Annotated in this window: 15 protein-coding genes; 9 read left to right on the top strand and 6 right to left on the bottom strand. The window is 58.6% G+C overall.

The annotated features are described in order from the left end of the window. Positions 1-17 precede the first annotated feature (17 nt). Positions 18-473, bottom strand: a complete 456-nt coding sequence (locus tag AC1RDQ_RS14125) for a DUF721 domain-containing protein (RefSeq protein ID WP_090457454.1) — start codon at positions 471-473, stop codon at positions 18-20. 307 nt (positions 474-780) lie between these two features. On the opposite strand from AC1RDQ_RS14125, the gene secA reads away from it, so the two are divergent. The 4 genes from secA (at position 781) to AC1RDQ_RS14105 (ending at position 6,590) form a co-directional block, all read left to right on the top strand. After that, positions 781-3,516: a preprotein translocase subunit SecA gene (secA, locus tag AC1RDQ_RS14120; protein ID WP_057713507.1), complete on the top strand. Its 2,736-nt coding sequence runs from the start codon at positions 781-783 to the stop codon at positions 3,514-3,516. A gap of 120 nt (positions 3,517-3,636) precedes the next feature. Then, entirely contained in the window at positions 3,637-4,854 is a 1,218-nt protein-coding gene (gene argJ / locus AC1RDQ_RS14115) for a bifunctional glutamate N-acetyltransferase/amino-acid acetyltransferase ArgJ (RefSeq protein ID WP_090457453.1), read from the top strand. Positions 4,855-5,016: 162 nt separating this feature from the next. Next, entirely contained in the window at positions 5,017-5,649 is a 633-nt protein-coding gene (locus tag AC1RDQ_RS14110; protein ID WP_492587559.1) for a glutathione S-transferase family protein, read from the top strand. Next, positions 5,646-6,590, top strand: coding sequence for a Nudix family hydrolase (locus AC1RDQ_RS14105; RefSeq protein ID WP_489339136.1), 945 nt, complete (start codon positions 5,646-5,648; stop codon positions 6,588-6,590). Before AC1RDQ_RS14110 ends, AC1RDQ_RS14105 begins: the two co-directional genes overlap by 4 nt. 117 nt (positions 6,591-6,707) lie before the next feature. Here the strand turns inward: AC1RDQ_RS14105 and AC1RDQ_RS14100 are convergent, their stop codons facing one another. The 3 genes from AC1RDQ_RS14100 to AC1RDQ_RS14090 are packed head-to-tail and all read right to left on the bottom strand — an operon-like array spanning position 6,708 to position 10,291. Beyond that, complete coding sequence (locus tag AC1RDQ_RS14100; protein ID WP_057713510.1) at positions 6,708-7,289, bottom strand: cob(I)yrinic acid a,c-diamide adenosyltransferase; 582 nt, start codon at positions 7,287-7,289, stop codon at positions 6,708-6,710. A 2-nt stretch (positions 7,290-7,291) separates the two neighbouring features. Next, positions 7,292-9,328 (bottom strand): sensor histidine kinase, encoded by a 2,037-nt coding sequence (locus AC1RDQ_RS14095; protein ID WP_218494504.1) that lies wholly within the window; start codon positions 9,326-9,328, stop codon positions 7,292-7,294. A 45-nt stretch (positions 9,329-9,373) separates the two neighbouring features. Continuing rightward, positions 9,374-10,291: a putative 2-dehydropantoate 2-reductase gene (locus AC1RDQ_RS14090; RefSeq protein WP_218494289.1), complete on the bottom strand. Its 918-nt coding sequence runs from the start codon at positions 10,289-10,291 to the stop codon at positions 9,374-9,376. A 135-nt stretch (positions 10,292-10,426) separates the two neighbouring features. Here AC1RDQ_RS14090 and AC1RDQ_RS14085 point away from each other — a divergent pair, with 135 nt between their 5' ends. Together AC1RDQ_RS14085 and AC1RDQ_RS14080 are read left to right on the top strand one after the other, a co-directional pair. Next, positions 10,427-10,912 carry a YajQ family cyclic di-GMP-binding protein gene (locus AC1RDQ_RS14085; RefSeq protein WP_007990750.1) on the top strand — a complete coding sequence of 162 codons (486 nt, stop codon included), beginning with the start codon at positions 10,427-10,429 and terminating at the stop codon, positions 10,910-10,912. A gap of 137 nt (positions 10,913-11,049) precedes the next feature. Further along, positions 11,050-11,892, top strand: coding sequence for a mechanosensitive ion channel family protein (locus tag AC1RDQ_RS14080; protein ID WP_057713512.1), 843 nt, complete (start codon positions 11,050-11,052; stop codon positions 11,890-11,892). Between the two features lie 143 nt (positions 11,893-12,035). Here the strand turns inward: AC1RDQ_RS14080 and AC1RDQ_RS14075 are convergent, their stop codons facing one another. Continuing rightward, positions 12,036-13,382, bottom strand: a complete 1,347-nt coding sequence (locus AC1RDQ_RS14075) for an OprD family porin (RefSeq protein ID WP_489339134.1) — start codon at positions 13,380-13,382, stop codon at positions 12,036-12,038. 908 nt (positions 13,383-14,290) lie between these two features. Between AC1RDQ_RS14075 and AC1RDQ_RS14070 the strand changes: the two genes are divergently transcribed. Together AC1RDQ_RS14070 and AC1RDQ_RS14065 are read left to right on the top strand one after the other, a co-directional pair. Continuing rightward, positions 14,291-14,716: an HIT domain-containing protein gene (locus AC1RDQ_RS14070; RefSeq protein ID WP_057713514.1), complete on the top strand. Its 426-nt coding sequence runs from the start codon at positions 14,291-14,293 to the stop codon at positions 14,714-14,716. A 3-nt stretch (positions 14,717-14,719) separates the two neighbouring features. Beyond that, positions 14,720-14,926, top strand: a complete 207-nt coding sequence (locus AC1RDQ_RS14065) for a SlyX family protein (RefSeq protein WP_008052459.1) — start codon at positions 14,720-14,722, stop codon at positions 14,924-14,926. A gap of 64 nt (positions 14,927-14,990) precedes the next feature. Here AC1RDQ_RS14065 and AC1RDQ_RS14060 read toward each other — a convergent pair whose 3' ends face one another. Further along, positions 14,991-15,593 carry a cold-shock protein gene (locus AC1RDQ_RS14060; RefSeq protein WP_057713515.1) on the bottom strand — a complete coding sequence of 201 codons (603 nt, stop codon included), beginning with the start codon at positions 15,591-15,593 and terminating at the stop codon, positions 14,991-14,993. A gap of 512 nt (positions 15,594-16,105) precedes the next feature. Here AC1RDQ_RS14060 and AC1RDQ_RS14055 point away from each other — a divergent pair. After that, positions 16,106-16,441, top strand: a complete 336-nt coding sequence (locus tag AC1RDQ_RS14055) for a ribbon-helix-helix domain-containing protein (protein WP_090457447.1) — start codon at positions 16,106-16,108, stop codon at positions 16,439-16,441. Positions 16,442-16,511 lie beyond the last annotated feature (70 nt).

Below are 16,511 nucleotides of genomic sequence, written 5' to 3'. Positions count from 1 at the left end.
CCCACATTGGATTTGTATCAGGTTCTGGTTTTGGCGTGCGCCGCCAGTCGCTCCAGCGCTGCCCGCAAATTCGGGTCGCTGATCCCATCGGCCGTGGCCTGGATGGTCGCTGCCGCGTCGTTGGACAAATCCATGGTATGCCCGGCCGCACCTTGCTGAACGGTCGGCGGTTGAACTTTGAACAGGATCCGGGTCAGATTGGCGAACTCATCGAACATCTGCAATTGCCGTTGCAGGCGCTTTTGCTGGTAGCGCAGGCGGGTTGCCCAATGACCGTCGGTGACAATCAGCAACAAACTGCCTTCGCGCCAGGAAGCCACGTGGCAATGCTCGCGAGCGGCGGGTTGCAATTGACTTTCGAGCAAACGTTGCAGATGACCCAGGCGTTGAGCGTGGCCGAGAATGGCCTTCAGCGGCTTGGCTTCGCGTAGTAGAACGGCAGGTACTTTGGCCGTAAGTGGGCGAAATGCCATGATCAGACACCTGAAGTAACAGAGGCGCCATGGTAGCAGAAAGCACCGAGTGCACCCGCCCATTGCTTTTGTGGGTGCTTTACCCATTAAATCAACAACTAACTTCTGCCTTGAACGGCTTGAAGTTGAGCAAAACGCCCTTATTTTAAGTGAGCCCCGTCAAAGCGCTGTGCCAGCATCGTGGAATATCGCCACTTTCCTCTCCATCGTTTCCGGGTAGAATGCTCGTTCGCATGCGGCCATGAGGGCTGCACGGGCGACTCACGGGGCCGCCCTCCATCCCTTTAGTGTGGAAGATCCTGCCGATATGTTTGCGCCTTTGTTAAAGAAACTTTTTGGAAGCAAGAACGAGCGTGAAGTCAAACGCATGCTCAAGACGGTGCAACTCGTCAATGCCTTCGAAGAGCAAATGGTGGCCCTTTCGGACGATCAATTGCGTGCCAAGACAAGCGAGTTCAAGGCCCGCATCGCCAAAGGGGAATCCCTCGACAAACTGCTGCCAGAAGCCTTTGCGGTCGCCCGCGAAGCCGGCAAGCGTGTCATGGGCATGCGCCACTTCGATGTCCAGCTGATCGGCGGCATGACCTTGCATGAAGGCATGATCGCGGAAATGCGTACCGGTGAAGGCAAGACCCTGGTGGCAACACTGGGCGTTTACCTCAACGCGCTGTCCGGCAACGGCGTGCACGTTGTGACGGTGAACGACTACCTGGCCCGCCGTGACGCCAACTGGATGCGCCCGCTGTATGAATTCCTCGGCCTGACGGTCGGCGTTGTCACGCCGTTCCAGCCGCCGGAAGAGAAGCGCGCTGCCTACGCCGCCGACATCACCTACGGCACCAACAACGAATTCGGTTTCGATTACCTGCGCGACAACATGGCGTTCAGCATGGAAGAAAAATTCCAGCGCGAACTCAATTTTGCCGTGATCGACGAAGTCGACTCCATCCTCATCGACGAAGCCCGTACGCCGCTGATCATCTCCGGTCAGGCCGAAGACAGCTCCAAGCTGTACATCGAGGTCAACAAGCTGATCCCGCAGCTCAAGCTGCACGTTGAAGAAGTCGAAGGCGAAGTGACCCAGGCCGGTCACTTCACCGTCGACGAGAAGACCCGTCAGGTCGAACTCAACGAAGCCGGTCACCAGTACGTCGAAGAAACGCTGACCCGCATCGGCCTGCTGGCTGAAGGCGAGAGCCTGTACTCGGCCCACAACCTGAGCCTGCTGACTCACGTTTACGCCGGCCTGCGCGCGCACAAGCTGTTCCATCGCAACGTCGAATACATCGTGCAGGACGGTCAGGTCGTACTGGTCGACGAGCACACCGGCCGTACCATGCCGGGCCGCCGCTTGTCCGAAGGCCTGCACCAGGCCATCGAAGCCAAGGAAAACCTGAACATCCAGGCCGAAAGCCAGACGCTGGCGTCGACCACTTTCCAGAACTACTTCCGTCTGTATAACAAACTGTCCGGCATGACCGGTACGGCCGACACCGAAGCGTTCGAGTTCCACCAGATCTATGGCCTGCAGGTCATGGTGATTCCACCGAACAAGCCGCTGGCCCGTAAGGACTACAACGACCTGGTGTTCCTGACTGCCGACGAGAAATACGCGGCAATCGTGGCCGACATCAAGGAAAGCATGGCCGCGGGTCGTCCGGTCCTGGTCGGTACCGCCACCATCGAAACCTCCGAGCACATGTCCAGCCTGCTCGTGAAGGAAGGCATCGAACACAAGGTCCTGAACGCCAAGTTCCACGAAAAGGAAGCCGAGATCATTGCCCAGGCCGGTCGCCCGGGCGCGCTGACCATCGCCACCAACATGGCCGGTCGTGGTACCGACATCCTGTTGGGTGGTAACTGGGAAGTGGAAGTGGCTTCCCTGGAAAACCCGACCCCTGAGCAGATTGCCCAGATCAAGGCCGACTGGCAGAAACGTCACCAGCAAGTGCTCGAATCGGGCGGTTTGCAGGTGATTGCCTCCGAGCGCCATGAATCGCGCCGTATCGACAACCAGTTGCGTGGTCGTGCCGGTCGTCAGGGCGACGCCGGTTCCAGCCGTTTCTACCTGTCGCTGGAAGACAGCCTGATGCGCATCTTCGCCTCTGACCGGGTGAAGAACTTCATGAAGGCCCTGGGCATGCAGCCTGGCGAAGCGATCGAGCACCGCATGGTGACCAACGCTATCGAAAAGGCCCAGCGCAAGGTTGAAGGCCGCAACTTCGACATTCGCAAGCAACTGCTCGAGTTCGACGACGTCAACAACGAACAGCGTAAAGTGATCTATCACATGCGTAACACGTTGCTGGCCGCCGACAACATCGGTGAGACCATCGCTGACTTCCGTCAGGACGTGCTCGAGGCCACCGTCAGCGCGCACATTCCTCCACAATCGCTGCCTGAGCAGTGGGACGTGGCCGGTCTGGAAGCCGCATTGCAGAGCGATTTCGGTGTGGCGCTGCCGATCCAGCAGTGGCTCGACGAAGACGACCACCTGTACGAAGAAACCCTGCGCGAGAAACTGATGCAGGAACTGATCGCGGCGTACAACGAGAAAGAAGACCAGGCGGGCGCCGAAGCGCTGCGCACCTTCGAGAAGCAAATCGTTCTGCGCGTACTGGACGACCTGTGGAAAGACCACCTGTCGACCATGGATCACCTGCGCCACGGTATCCACTTGCGTGGCTATGCCCAGAAGAACCCGAAGCAGGAATACAAGCGCGAGTCCTTCACCCTGTTCTCCGAATTGCTGGATTCGATCAAGCGCGATTCGATCCGTGTGCTGTCCCACGTTCAGGTTCGTCGCGAAGACCCGATCGAAGAGGAGCAGCGCCTGCGTCAGGAAGCCGAGGCATTGGCCGCTCGCATGCAGTTCCTGCATGAAGAGGCTCCAGGCCTGGAGCAACCGGAAGCGTTGGGCGAAGAGATTGACGTTGCTCTCGCTGCTGCACCGGTTCGCAACGAGCAGAAGCTGGGTCGCAACGAGTTGTGCTACTGCGGTTCGGGCAAGAAGTTCAAGCATTGCCACGGGCAGATTCAGTAAAACCCGTTTCAATCGCTGAAATACCCGCGCCGCGACCGGCTTCTGCCGTCGCGGCGTTTTACCATTCGAACCACCGTTCTGCTGAAACGGTGCTGACATCATTTATAAAGGAGCGCATTCATGGCTGTTGGTCTTGGTCCTTTGCCAACGTTGCACCCGGTTGCCGGTTTTGAACTCGGTATCGCCTCGGCTGGCATCAAGCGCCCGGGGCGCAAGGATGTTGTGGTCATGCGCTGTGTTGAGGGCTCCACGGTTGCCGGCGTGTTCACCTTGAACGCCTTTTGCGCCGCACCGGTGATCCTGGCCAAGCAACGCGTACAAGGCGCTGTGCGTTACCTGTTGACCAACACCGGCAATGCCAACGCTGGCACGGGCGAACCTGGCCTGGCCGCCGCCGAGCGCACTTGCGCGAAACTGGCCGAGTTGACCGGTGTCGATGCCAGCCAGGTGCTGCCGTATTCCACCGGTGTGATCGGCGAGCCGCTGCCGGTCGAGAAAATCGAAGGCGCGCTGCAAGCGGCCCTCGATGACCTGTCGATCCACAACTGGGAAGCTGCCGCCACCGGCATCATGACCACCGACACCCTGCCAAAGGGCGCCAGTCGTCAGTTCCAGCACGACGGTGTGACCATCACCGTTACCGGCATCAGCAAAGGCGCCGGCATGATTCGCCCGAACATGGCGACCATGCTCGGCTACATCGCCACCGACGCCAAAGTCTCCCGCGACGTGCTGCAAAACCTGATGCTCGATGGCGCCAACAAGTCGTTCAACCGCATCACCATCGACGGTGATACCTCGACCAACGACTGCTGCATGCTGATCGCCACCGGTCAGGCTGCGCTGCCGGAAATCACCCGCGCCGAAGGCGAACTGTTTGCCAAGCTCAAGCAAGCGGTGTTCGAAGTGTGCATGGACGTAGCCCAGGCCATCGTTCGCGACGGTGAAGGCGCGACCAAATTCGTCACCGTTGAAGTCAACGGCGGCGGCAATCACCAGGAGTGCCTGGACGTCGGTTACACCGTGGCCCACTCGCCGCTGATCAAGACCGCGCTGTTTGCTTCGGACCCGAACTGGGGTCGCATCCTGGCGGCCGTCGGCCGTGCCGGTGTACCGAACCTGGACGTGAGCAAGATCGACGTGTTCCTCGGCGACGTATGCATCGCCAGCCGTGGCGCGCGCGCGGCGACCTACACCGAAGCCCAGGGCGCGGCGGTGATGCAGCAGGAAGAAATCACCATCCGTATCGAGTTGGGTCGTGGCGATTGCAGCGAAACCATCTGGACTACCGACCTGTCCCACGAGTACGTGAAGATCAACGCGGAGTACCGTACGTAAGACCGAGTCGATCCGATCGCGGGCAAGCCCGCTCCCACAGGTTCAGTGGCGCACACAAATGTTGTGTTCAGCGCGGTCACTGTGGGAGCGGGCTTGCCCGCGATGACGGATGACCAGACGCTAAAGATTTTGGCCTGTCCACCTCATCAAAAGGTCCCGAACATGAGCTTGCACCTGATCATCGGCGACAAACTGCTTTCTTCCTGGTCCCTGCGCGGCGCCCTGGCTCTGGATCTGGCCGGTGCGGTCTACACCGAAGAACTGATCAAGCTGAATCAGCCGGACACCCGTGAGCGTCTGCTCAAGCATTCGCCGACGGGCAAGGTCCCGCTGCTGAAAACCGAACACGGTACCATCGCCGACTCCCTGGCGATTGCCGAATACCTGGCAGAACAGTTTCCCGACGCGAACCTGTGGCCCAAAGACACCGTCGCCCGTGCCCAGGCGCGTTCGGCGTGCGCGCAGATGCACAGTGGCTTTTTCGCCATGCGCGGCAACATGCCGTTCGACCTGGGCCATGACGCCCCTTTGTCACCGGTTCCGGCTGACGTTCAGGCCGACATCGAACGCATGTCGGCGCTGTGGGCCGAGTGCCGTGCTGCCGCGACAGAAACCGGACCGTACCTGTTTGGTCGTATCAGTCTGGCGGATGTGTTCTTTGCACCCATCGCCGTGCGCCTGCGCACCTATCGGGTGAAACTGTCCGTGGCTGATGAAGCCTATGTTGAAACCCTCTACCAATGGCCAGCCTTCAAGGCCTGGCAGAAGGCCGGACTGGAGGAAATCGAGCGGTGAAACGAGTTCATGTAGCCGCCGCCGTTATCCGTGATAACAACGGCAAGATCCTTATCGCCCGCCGTGCCGATACCCAGCACCAGGGTGGCCTGTGGGAGTTTCCCGGGGGCAAGGTCGAGGCCGACGAGTCGGTCGAAACCGCACTGGCCCGCGAACTCCATGAGGAACTGGGCATCGTGGTCGGCGCGGCGCGCCCGCTGATCAAGGTCCGGCACGATTACCCGGACAAGCAGGTGTTGCTGGATGTCTGGGAAGTCTCGGCGTTTAGCGGCGAGCCCCACGGTGCCGAGGGACAGCCGCTGGCCTGGGTGACACCCCGCGACCTGTCGGATTATGAGTTCCCTGAAGCCAACCGGCCGATCGTCGCGGCCGCACGGTTACCCGAGCAGTACTTGATCACCCCGGAAGACCTGGAAACCCCCGCGTTGCTGCGTGGTATTCAGAAGGCCATTGCCGGCGGCGTCAAGCTGATCCAGTTGCGTGCACCGAACGGCTACGACCCGAAATACCGCGACCTGGCAGTGGATGCTGTGGGGTTGTGTGCCGGCAAGGCGCAATTGATGATCAAGGGGCCGTTCGAATGGCTGGGCGACTTCCCGTCCGCCGGTTGGCACATTACCGCGGCGCAACTGCGCAAATACGCAGCGGCTGGCCGACCGCTACCGGCATCGCGCTGGCTGGCGGCGTCTTGCCATAACGCTGAAGAGTTGGCGCTGGCCGAACAGATGGGGGTGGATTTCGTGACCCTGTCGCCGGTTCAACCGACCCTGACTCACCCTGGTGCCGAGCCGTTGGGTTGGGAGCAGGCATCGAGCCTGATCGAGGGCTTCAGCAAGCCGGTGTTCCTGCTTGGCGGGGTCGGTCCGGCTGAAGTCGAGAAAGCCTGGGCGACGGGTGCGCAGGGTGTGGCGGGGATTCGGGCGTTTTGGCCTGAGGCCTGATTCTGTGCTGTAGCTTCTGACGCCATCGCGAGCAAGCTCGCTCCCACAGGTTTTGTGAACGCCACAAGTCCACTGTGGGAGCGAGCTTGCTCGCGATGAGGGCCTGGCAGGCGCCGATTAAACCTCAGGCTTCGCCGCAGGCTGCCAAAGTATCTCCGCCACTCCCTGACGCTTGGCAATCAGCCGCGCCACCACAAACAACAAATCCGACAACCGATTGATGTACGCCAGGCCAACCCCGGCCAACGGTTCAATCGCGTTGAGCTGCTGACATCGCCGTTCTGCGCTGCGCGCCAGGCTGCGGCAGACATGGGCCTGGGCAATCAGCGTCGAGCCGCCGGGCAAGATGAAGTTTTCCAGCGGCCCCAGCTCTTCATTCCACAGATCAATCGCCGCTTCCAGTCGTTCGATTTCCGCTGCATTCAACGCCTGATACACCGGCATCGCCAGTTCGCCACCCAGATCAAATAACCGGTGCTGGCAGGGGGCCAATACCTCGATCACTTCGTTCAGGTCCGGAAACTGACCCGTTTGCGCTGCCAACCCGGCCAGCAACACGCCCACCTGACTGTTCAGCGTATCGACTTCGCCAATGGCCTCGATCCGCGGGTGATCCTTGGGCACGCGACGACCATCGCCCAGCCCGGTCTCGCCTTTGTCGCCAGTGCGGGTGTAAATCTTCGACAAACGAAAGCCCATGGTTACCTCGATAGCAGATTGAGTTGTTGCGAGACAGGCGGCGTGCTCGCCAGGGGCAGGCGCAAGGTGAAGCAGGTGCCTTGGCCAAGCGTCGATTGCACTTCCATCTGCCCTTTGTGGTTATTGGTGACGATGAAGTACGACACCGACAGGCCAAGCCCGGTGCCCTGGCCGATTTCCTTGGTGGTGAAGAATGGTTCGAAGGTCCGTTTGCGCACGCTTTCGCTCATGCCGATGCCGTTGTCCTCGACCTGAATTTCCGCCCATGGCGGGTTGAGCCTGGTGCGCAGAATGATCCGTCCAGGCTCGCTGTCATCTTCGCGCTGGTGGATGGCTTGCGCAGCGTTTTTCAACAGGTTGAGCAGCACTTGCTCCAGTTCGTTGGCGGTGCCGGGGACCGGTCCCAACGCGGGATCGAACTGACGAATGATGGCCTGGCCCTTGAAGTCGAAGCCGATCGCCAGGTCAAAATCGTTACCGGCGATCTCCACCGCCTGGTCGATCAGGGCGGGCAGGTCGCAGGGGGCCATCTGGCGGGTGCTGCGACGACTGAAGCTGAGCATGTGGGTGACGATTTTCGCCGCCCTGGCACCTGCCTGCTGGATGCCGTCGAGCAACTGTGGCACCTCGCGAACTTGCAGGTACTGGTTGACCGTCGTCAGTTCGATGCCGGCCTGTTCAGCCACTTCGAGGTTCTTCGGCAAATCGGGTGACAGGCGTCGGCGAATGTTTTGCACGTTGTGCAGGATCGCGCCCAGCGGGTTGTTGATCTCGTGGGCCATGCCGGCGGCCAGACCACCCACCGAAAGCATTTTCTCCGACTGCACCATCATCTCTTCCAGGGACAGGCGCTGGGTGATGTCATCGATCCGGATTACCACGCCACGCCCGGCACCGCCCATCAGCGGGTAGAAAGTCAGGGCGTAGTGGCGGGGCTCATCGTCCTTGAGCCAGGTGACACGTTCGATCTTGGCCACCGTATGCTGCTCGACCGTTTCCTTGAGTTGCGGCAAGAACGGCTTGAGCGGTTCGAAGGCGAGGAAGATAGGCTGGTTCAGGGCTTCATCGAGACGCGTGCCGGACAGGGCACTGGCCTCCTGGTTCCATTGCGTCACGTAGAGCTGTTCGTCGAGTGCGATCAGCGCCGACGGCATGGAGTCGATGATGCTGTTGAGGTAGTTCTGGAAACCGGTGAGCTTTTTCTCGATCTTGCTGCGCACCTGGACTTCGAGCTCCAGTTTGCGGTTGGTATGGCGGGTTTCCTCTGCCAGACCCTGGGCCTGGTCGTAGGCTGCCTGGGAGTCGTCCCTGGCCCGCTTGAGTTGCTGCTCCCTGGCCTCGATCCGCGAAAGCATGGTATTGAACGCCTCGGCGAGGCTGCCGATTTCATCGTGGTTTCCGCGCGAAGCACGCAGTGCATAGTTTTCTTCACGGGTTACCTGCCGGGACAATTCCTCGAGTTGGTGGATCGGCCGGGTAATCAAGCGCTTGATCTGGCGGGCAATGATCAGCCACAGCAGCACGCTGAAGATCAGAATCCCCAGGCTGGCCGTCAGGGTCCCGGTGTAGAACGCCACTGGCAGTTCGCTCGTGGCCACCAACAGCAGGTGCCCTGGTGCCGCACCGGTGCGGGCCAGGGGGATGACCTGGTTGGTACGAAACTCGGTGGCCTGCCAGTCTTCGATATGCCGGAAACGCTTCGGCAGTTCCAGGTTGTCGCCATGCTGCAATTGCGCCAATCGCTCACCCTTTCCGTCATACAGGGCCGCCGCGCGCAACGGCGAATAGCTGTTGAGTTCATTGAGCAGGCGCTCGGCGCTTTGCGGTGACGCCAGCGCTTCGGAGGCCAGGCTCGGGTTGGATATCAGGCGGCCGATGGTCTGCAGAGCCTGGGGCGCCATGCTTTCCTGGGAGATGTAGTAGGCGGCACTGATAAAGGTCAGGTTGGCAACCAGCAGGACGGTGACCATCAGTACCAGCAGGGCGGCCAGCAGTTTCTGGCCGACGGGCAGGTTTTCAAGGCGCTGGCGCAATGGCATCGGATTCATCGCAGACAAGGAACAAGTGGCCAGCGTAGCCGCTGCTCAGTCGCTGGGCAATCCAAGGCTTTGCAGGCGAGCGATCAACCTTGCCTCAAGTTGATTGAGGTGAGGCAGGTTCAGTTGATGACGCCCGGCCACTTTGCAGGCGTAACCGAGCAGGTAGCTGATTTCCGTGCGGCGCTGGCTCGTGACGTCCTGATGCATCGAGGAGTAGTTGGCTGCGGTGGCGTGAATCACTCGTTCGACTTCCTGCTGCAGGTTTTCGGCGGCTGCCGGCTGACCACAACGCTCAAGCAACTCCGCCAGTTCGCCGCACAGGGTGGCGACCTCACATTGATGTTGCTGCAAACCGCCGTTGCGGCAATCGTGCAGCACCGTCAGCGGATTGATCGCACAGTTGAGGGCGAGTTTGCGCCACAGCCTGGTCAGAATCTCCGTGCTCCACTCGTGGGGAATGCCGGCAGCGCTCAGGTCATCAAGCCAGATCGGCGCCACCGGATGGCTCGCATCCCCCAGCCAGGTGAAGCCATGCCCGGCAAACACCACGCGCCAATCGCCATCGCGGAAGGCGCCTTCTGTGCTCGAGGCATAGATGCAGCGTGCCTGAGGAACCTGTGCGGCTACCGCGTCCTGACTGCCCAGGCCATTTTGCAGCAGGATCAGTTCGGCGCCTGGTGCCAGGCGTGGCGCCAATCGAGCCACCGCACTTTCGGTATCGTAGGCTTTGCACGCCACCAGCAGGCGGTGGATCGGTTGCGGGTTGTCGGCTGTCTCGGCGGGCACGGCATAGTGTTGCGCCTCGCCGTGTTCCACCAGTGTCAATCCACCGGCAGTCTCATAGGCCTGCAGTCTCGCGGTGTCCCGCAGGATCAGCCTGACCGGCACGCCAGCCCGTGCCAGACGTGTCGTCCATAATGTGCCGAGGCTGCCGGCGCCCAGTACATGCCAGGTGGTGGACATCAGCTTTTTGCTCTGTTTAAGGCGTGCATCGGCAGCTCACAGTGAATGATGGGAAAGACCCGTTATAATCAGCGCGGATTTTAACCGCAAGCCAGGCGCGCTCCATCGGTGCGCCTTTATATTTGGAGAGATTACATGCCGTCGTTCGACGTGGTATCCGAACTGGACAAACACGAAGTCACCAACGCGGTCGAGAACGCCGTCAAGGAACTCGATCGTCGTTATGACCTGAAAGGCAAAGGCAGCTTCGAGTTCAAGGAAAAAGACCTGACCGTCAACCTGACCGCCGAAGCGGATTTCCAGCTTGAAGCGATGATTGAGATCCTCAAGCTGGCGCTGGTCAAGCGCAAAATCGACGTGCAGTGCCTTGAAGTCAAGGACGCGTTCGCGTCGGGCAAGCTGATGAAGCAGGACGCCGTCCTCAAGGAAGGCATCGACAAGGAGCTGGCGAAGAAAATCGTCGCTCATGTCAAAGACGCCAAGCTCAAGGTCCAGGCGGCCATTCAGGGCGAGCAGGTTCGTATCACCGGCAAAAAGCGTGATGACCTGCAAGAAGCCATTGCAGTGCTGCGGGCCAAGGAATTCGGCATGCCGCTGCAGTTCAACAACTTCCGCGACTGATCTTGAAAGCGGGAACCTCCTGGCGTTTGCGACGTCGGAGGCCCCAGCAACGGCAGAAACGATTGAGCCCGTCGCGGTTGGATCTTTCTGCCGCTTTTTTTACGCATGCCGGGTAGCCGGAAAACAGGAGAATGTAGATGGACTTAAATGCCGAGGTAGACAATCTGGTCAAGGTATCCCAAAGCTGGATCCCGATGATCATGGAATACGGCAGCCGTGTACTGCTGGCGGTCATCACCCTGGCCATCGGCTGGTGGCTGATCAACAAGGTCACGAAAAAGCTCGGCGGCCTGATTGCATTACGTAATGCCGACCTGGCGCTGCAAGGCTTTATCAGCAGTCTGGCGAACATCATCCTCAAGATCCTGCTGGTCGTCAGCGTGGCCTCGATGATCGGTGTGGAAACCACTTCGTTTGTGGCGGCGATTGGTGCGGCAGGCCTGGCCATTGGCCTGGCCTTGCAGGGCAGCCTGGCGAACTTCGCCGGTGGCGTGCTGATTTTGCTGTTCCGTCCGTTTCGCATCGGCGACTGGATCGAGGCTCAGGGTATCGCCGGTACTGTCGACAGCATCCAGATTTTCCATACCGTACTGCGTACTGGTGACAACAAGACCATCATCGTGCCGAACGGCAATCTGTCGAATGGCATCATCACTAACACAAACCGTCAGCCGACTCGTAAAGTCGTGTTTGATGTAGGCGTTGATTACGAAGCGGACCTTCAGAAAGCCCGTGAAGTTTTACTGGAATTGGCCAGGGACCCGCGAGTATTGACAGATCCGGAACCACAGGCAGTTGTTTCTACCCTGGGTGACAGTTCGATCACGCTTTCGCTTCGTGTCTGGGTAAAGACTGCCGATTACTGGGATGTGTTGTTCATGTTCAACGAACTATCCCGTGATCGCCTGAGAGAGGCCGGCATTGATATTCCATTTCCACAGCGGGTTATTCGTGTGGTTCAGGAGTCTGCGGTGCAGTGACAGGTCATTTGAACAATGTCTGATTCTTTGGTCAGGCATGTTCTGTAAGGGGCAGGTCGTTAAAGCAGTCAAGCGACAGCCAACAAAAAGGCCCATCCGAAGATGGGCCTTTTGTTTTGTTACCGCAAACTAACTGGATGCGATTACAAAACCGACAGCGGGTAGTCGACGATGAAACGGAACTCTTTCACGTCGCCTTCACCTTGGTCGGCGTTAGCGAAGTGCCATGCCTGACGAATACGGAAGGACAGGTCTTTTGCCGGGCCAGTCTGAACAACGTACTTGGCTTCGAAGTTGGTTTCGTTGTGCTTGCCATCTGCACCGTACAGACCAGCGTAAGCGCTGTTGGCTGGAGTGTTGGTGCCGTCGATGTCCCAACCTTTAACGTAACGGGTCATGAAGCTCAGACCTGGAACGCCGTACTCGGCCATTTTCAGGTCGTAACGAACCTGGGCAGACTTCTCGTTCGGAGCGTTGAAGTCAGAGTACTGGATGGAGTTGGCGAGGAAGATCGAGTCACCGCCGCGGTTGTTCTTGCCAATACCGATGTAGTCGAACGGAGTGTCACCGTTGACCTTCTGGAAGCCCAGGGTAATGGTGTGTGCTTTCAGGAATGAGAAAGCAGCCGCCAGGGAGAACGTGGTGTTGCTGATATCGCCGACTTTGGCATCGCCAGTGTCTTTGGTGTTGTAGATGTTACCGTCCAGGTTCAGCGACTCGGAGTCGGTGAACGGGATGGTGTAGTTCAGGTTGGCGTAGTACTGGTTCCAGATGTCTTCCAGCTTGGCGCCGTACAGCGATGCGCTCAGGTTTTCGGTGAAACCGTACTTGCCGCCGAAGTAGTCGATCTTGTTGGCGGAAACGCCGGCGTAGTTTGCAAACAGGTCGCCGTCACGGGCGTTTTTGTCCTGGCTGCTACCCGAGTAGAAGTGACCGGCCTCGAGGTCAAGGTCTTTGATCTCGCTGCTCTGCAGTTGGATACCGCTGGCAGTTTGCGGCAGGATACGGGAGCCGCCCACAGCGAACACTGGGGAAGTGCTTGGCTGCATGTCGCCGACTTTCAGCTCGGTTTTGGAAACGCGGAATTTAACGGCGCCACCGGCTTTACCCTGGCTGTCGTTGACATCGCGAGAACCGTTGGCGTTAACGGTGTCGCTACGGCTCATGTTGCCGCTACCGCTAGTGCCGTCACCACCGTCCAGCTTGATTGCCAGGTAACCGTACGCATCAACGCCGACACCGATCAGGCCTTGGGTGTAACCGGAGCTGTAGTTAGCCCAGATGCCCTGGGTCCAGTCTTTCTGGTCACGGGCACCGTCTTTGTTATCACGGTTGAAGTAGTAGTTGCGAACCAGCAAGTTCAGCGTGCTGTCTTCAACAAAACCTTTGGCTTCAGCCTGGTCACTTACGAAAGGGGCGGCCGTAGCCAATTGGGTACTGGCTGCTGCTGCAACTGCCAGTGCGATCATGCTCCACTTCATCACGCGCATCGTGATTTGCTCCTTTGGTTTTAGAAGAGTACTGCCGTCCCACCTGTTTTATTATCTGGGCGGCTCTTTCTTTTTGTGTCGGCGCAAACTTATATCACGCCGACAATGTTGGCGATACTTGCGCATCTAACCTTTCGCCTTCTTTACGACCCTGTCGCAAACAGCGTGGTAGATGTCGCAAATTTCCAGCTCCGACGCAACCGGGCGGACAACTTTAATGCTGTTTTTTGCGCCTTGTCGTCGGTAAAAAGAGTCCTGGTGAAACGTTTGAATCTCCATCGGGCTACCTTGCCACTGTTTTTTTTGCCTGAGGGCCTCCGCTTCCAGCGGGTGCGACTCGGGCGATGTTGGGTATGAATGCAACAAGCGTGCACAAAATCGTGTTTTTTCACGATTATTTTATAATTGACTGCCAGGTGCTGTAAAAACCTCATAAAACCGGGGGGTTCAAGCGCTTTTAGTTTGGGCTTGACGCCTTGCCTGACATCATGTTTCGGCCTTCTGGTCGACAGTCTGGCAACCAAAAATGTTACCGGTTCACCCCACCACTGAGTAAATGGCGGATGTCGAAGCGTTCAGCGTAGACCCACTGTGCGGTTTTGGTGCAAAAAATTTTAGCCCTGTACTGAATTCATCTCTGTTGGCCGCTTGCCTGTAGCGAACTTTTCCTTGTTGATCAGTCATTTCGACGTTTGTTGCCTGTCGTTCGGTTCTGTAAAGGTGCGCGGCAGCGAAAATTGTCCCATTCGGGGGCGGCTGTCAGCTTTCCACTGGCGCTCGTGGCTTCGATGCAAGGTTCGCCGTGAAGCCTGCGCCGTTCGCAGGTATGCTGCTGTCCGGTCGCTTGGTGCGCTGTCCCTCTGGATGGGCGCTAAGCTGAAAATGATGGCCCGGCGGGAGTACGCGCAGTGTTCACTTTAGATCCACGACTTCAACAAGACACGTTACCGATCGGGGACTTTCCGCTCTGCCGGTTGCTGCTGTCCAACGATTCGAACTATCCCTGGTTCATCCTGGTACCTCGTCGCGAGGCTATCAGCGAGATATTTCAGTTAGATGTCCTAGAGCAGCAACAGCTTTGGCAGGAAACGACAGTGCTGTCGCAAGTGCTCAAGGACGCGTTCGATGCGGACAAGTTGAATGTGGCGGCGCTGGGCAATGTCGTGAGTCAGTTGCACATGCATGTGATTGTGCGCAAGCGCGAAGATGCCGCCTGGCCAGCGCCGGTTTGGGGTAAACATCCGGCGAAACCCTACAGTTCGGAGCAGATCGCCGCGATTCGCGAACGTTTGCGCTTGATTTTGACCGATGAATTTACGTTTCTGGAGGGCTGAAGCATGAGCCTGGAAGAGCGCGTTACCGAGCTTGAAAGCCGTCTGGCGTTTCAGGATGACACCATCCAGGCGTTGAACGATGTGCTGGTGGCGCAGCAGCGGGTGGTCGAGCGCCTGCAGCTGCAAATGGCTGCGCTGCTCAAACGGCAGGAGGAAATGGTCGGGCAGTTCGAGTCATTCGAAGAAGAGGCGCCGCCGCCGCACTATTAAGAGCGTCGCAGGCATGAAAAAACCGCGGACAGCTCAGCTGTGCGCGGTTTTTTTTAGCCTTGAATCAGCGGCGCGGCAGTGCGGCGATCACATCTTCGGCTTGCAGGCCCTTGTCACGATTCATGACGGAGAACTCCACGCGCTGGCCTTCGACCAGGACACGGTGGCCTTCGCCGCGAATGGCCCGGAAGTGGACGAAGATATCGTCACCGGAGTCGCGGGAGATAAAGCCGAAGCCCTTGGATGTGTTGAACCACTTGACGGTGCCGGTATCGCGGTTGCTCATGTCGTAGCTTGGCGAGGTGGCGGCTGGTGACGACTTGTAGAAGCTGATGCCCAGGTGCAGGGTAACGGCGATCAGGGCTGCGACCAGGCTGAACAATACAGCGGGTTGACCGGCGATGACGGGCATCGGTGCGATCAGCGTCAGGGTCTGCAGGACCACGCTCAGAACCAGCAGGGCGCTGACCAGGTTTTGCAGTTGGTGACGCGGGCCTTTGTTCCAGTAAGGGATGACAGGCGCAAGTGTGAGGTTGAGCAGGCCGAAAAAGGCCAGGTACAGCGCGTCGGGTTGTTGCAGGTAAGGTAAGGCTTCGGATTGCAGGCTAGGGATGAAGGACAGCAGCAAGGCCGCTGCGCCTATCAACAGATGGACGATTTTCAACATTTTGATTAACTCACGTTAAGACAGCTCACAAGGAAGAGCTGATGGCGCACGGTTCGCTTCAAGATAATAAAGAGGCGTTGGACACGTACCCGGTATCAGCCTATGCGCCGAGCCCGGTAAAAATGGGCGCTGGCGACACGCTGTCTATTTAACAGCAAAGCCGCAGGCTACTCAAATCAGCGCGTCCGGCGGCACTTTTTGGGGGGGATTTGCCACGGGTTGCCCGAAGTTCCGGGGCTGCGGCACAACGGCGGGTTTTGTCAGGCGCCTTGAAGTGTTGTACGCGCTCTTCTTTCCTACGCCATTCCATTAGGTGCTTCTGAAGGGGGTATCGCTTCGCTGCGTGGGAAAATGTCCGGAGTAGGATGCTCTCCAGGGTCTGCCAAACGTTGTTGGCTTATCCTACGTCGAGGGTCATAAAGTCGGCTGGAAAAGACCTTTGCACTGCGTTTTTATAAGTCGACACACAGTTGCGCTTAAAGAAACCAGGATGGCAAAGGAGTGTCAGCGTTATGGTTTATGAAAGGCAGGAAGAGGGGCGATACGGTTCGCACAAGGATGTAAAGGTTGATCCGTTTGTTCGCGAGTTCGATATGGGGCTGGCGCAGCCCTTGTCCCGCTCCGTGCGATTGAATGGCTTCGCCACCTGTTTGCGGCTCGAGCAGGTTTATTGGGATATTTTGGGGGAGATGGCCCGGGTCAATGGTTGCTCGGTCAACAACCTGTTGTCTCATGTGGATCGCGAAGTTCATTTGCGTCACGGCGGGGTAAGGAACTTCAGTGGATTGGTGCGGGTTGTCTGTGTCGTGCACAGTCTCAAGGAAGGGGGTTGCATCGCCACTGCCTAGTCTGGGCGGCGAAAACAGCAGAGTGTCGGTCTGTGCAGTCTTACGGCTGCACAGGCCGCATTTAATGGAT

It is taken from the genome of Pseudomonas sp. GW823-FHT02E01 (genome assembly GCF_058797535.1).
The sequence above is the reverse complement of the archived record's forward strand: the minus strand, read 5'-3'. Positions and strand labels throughout refer to the sequence as shown.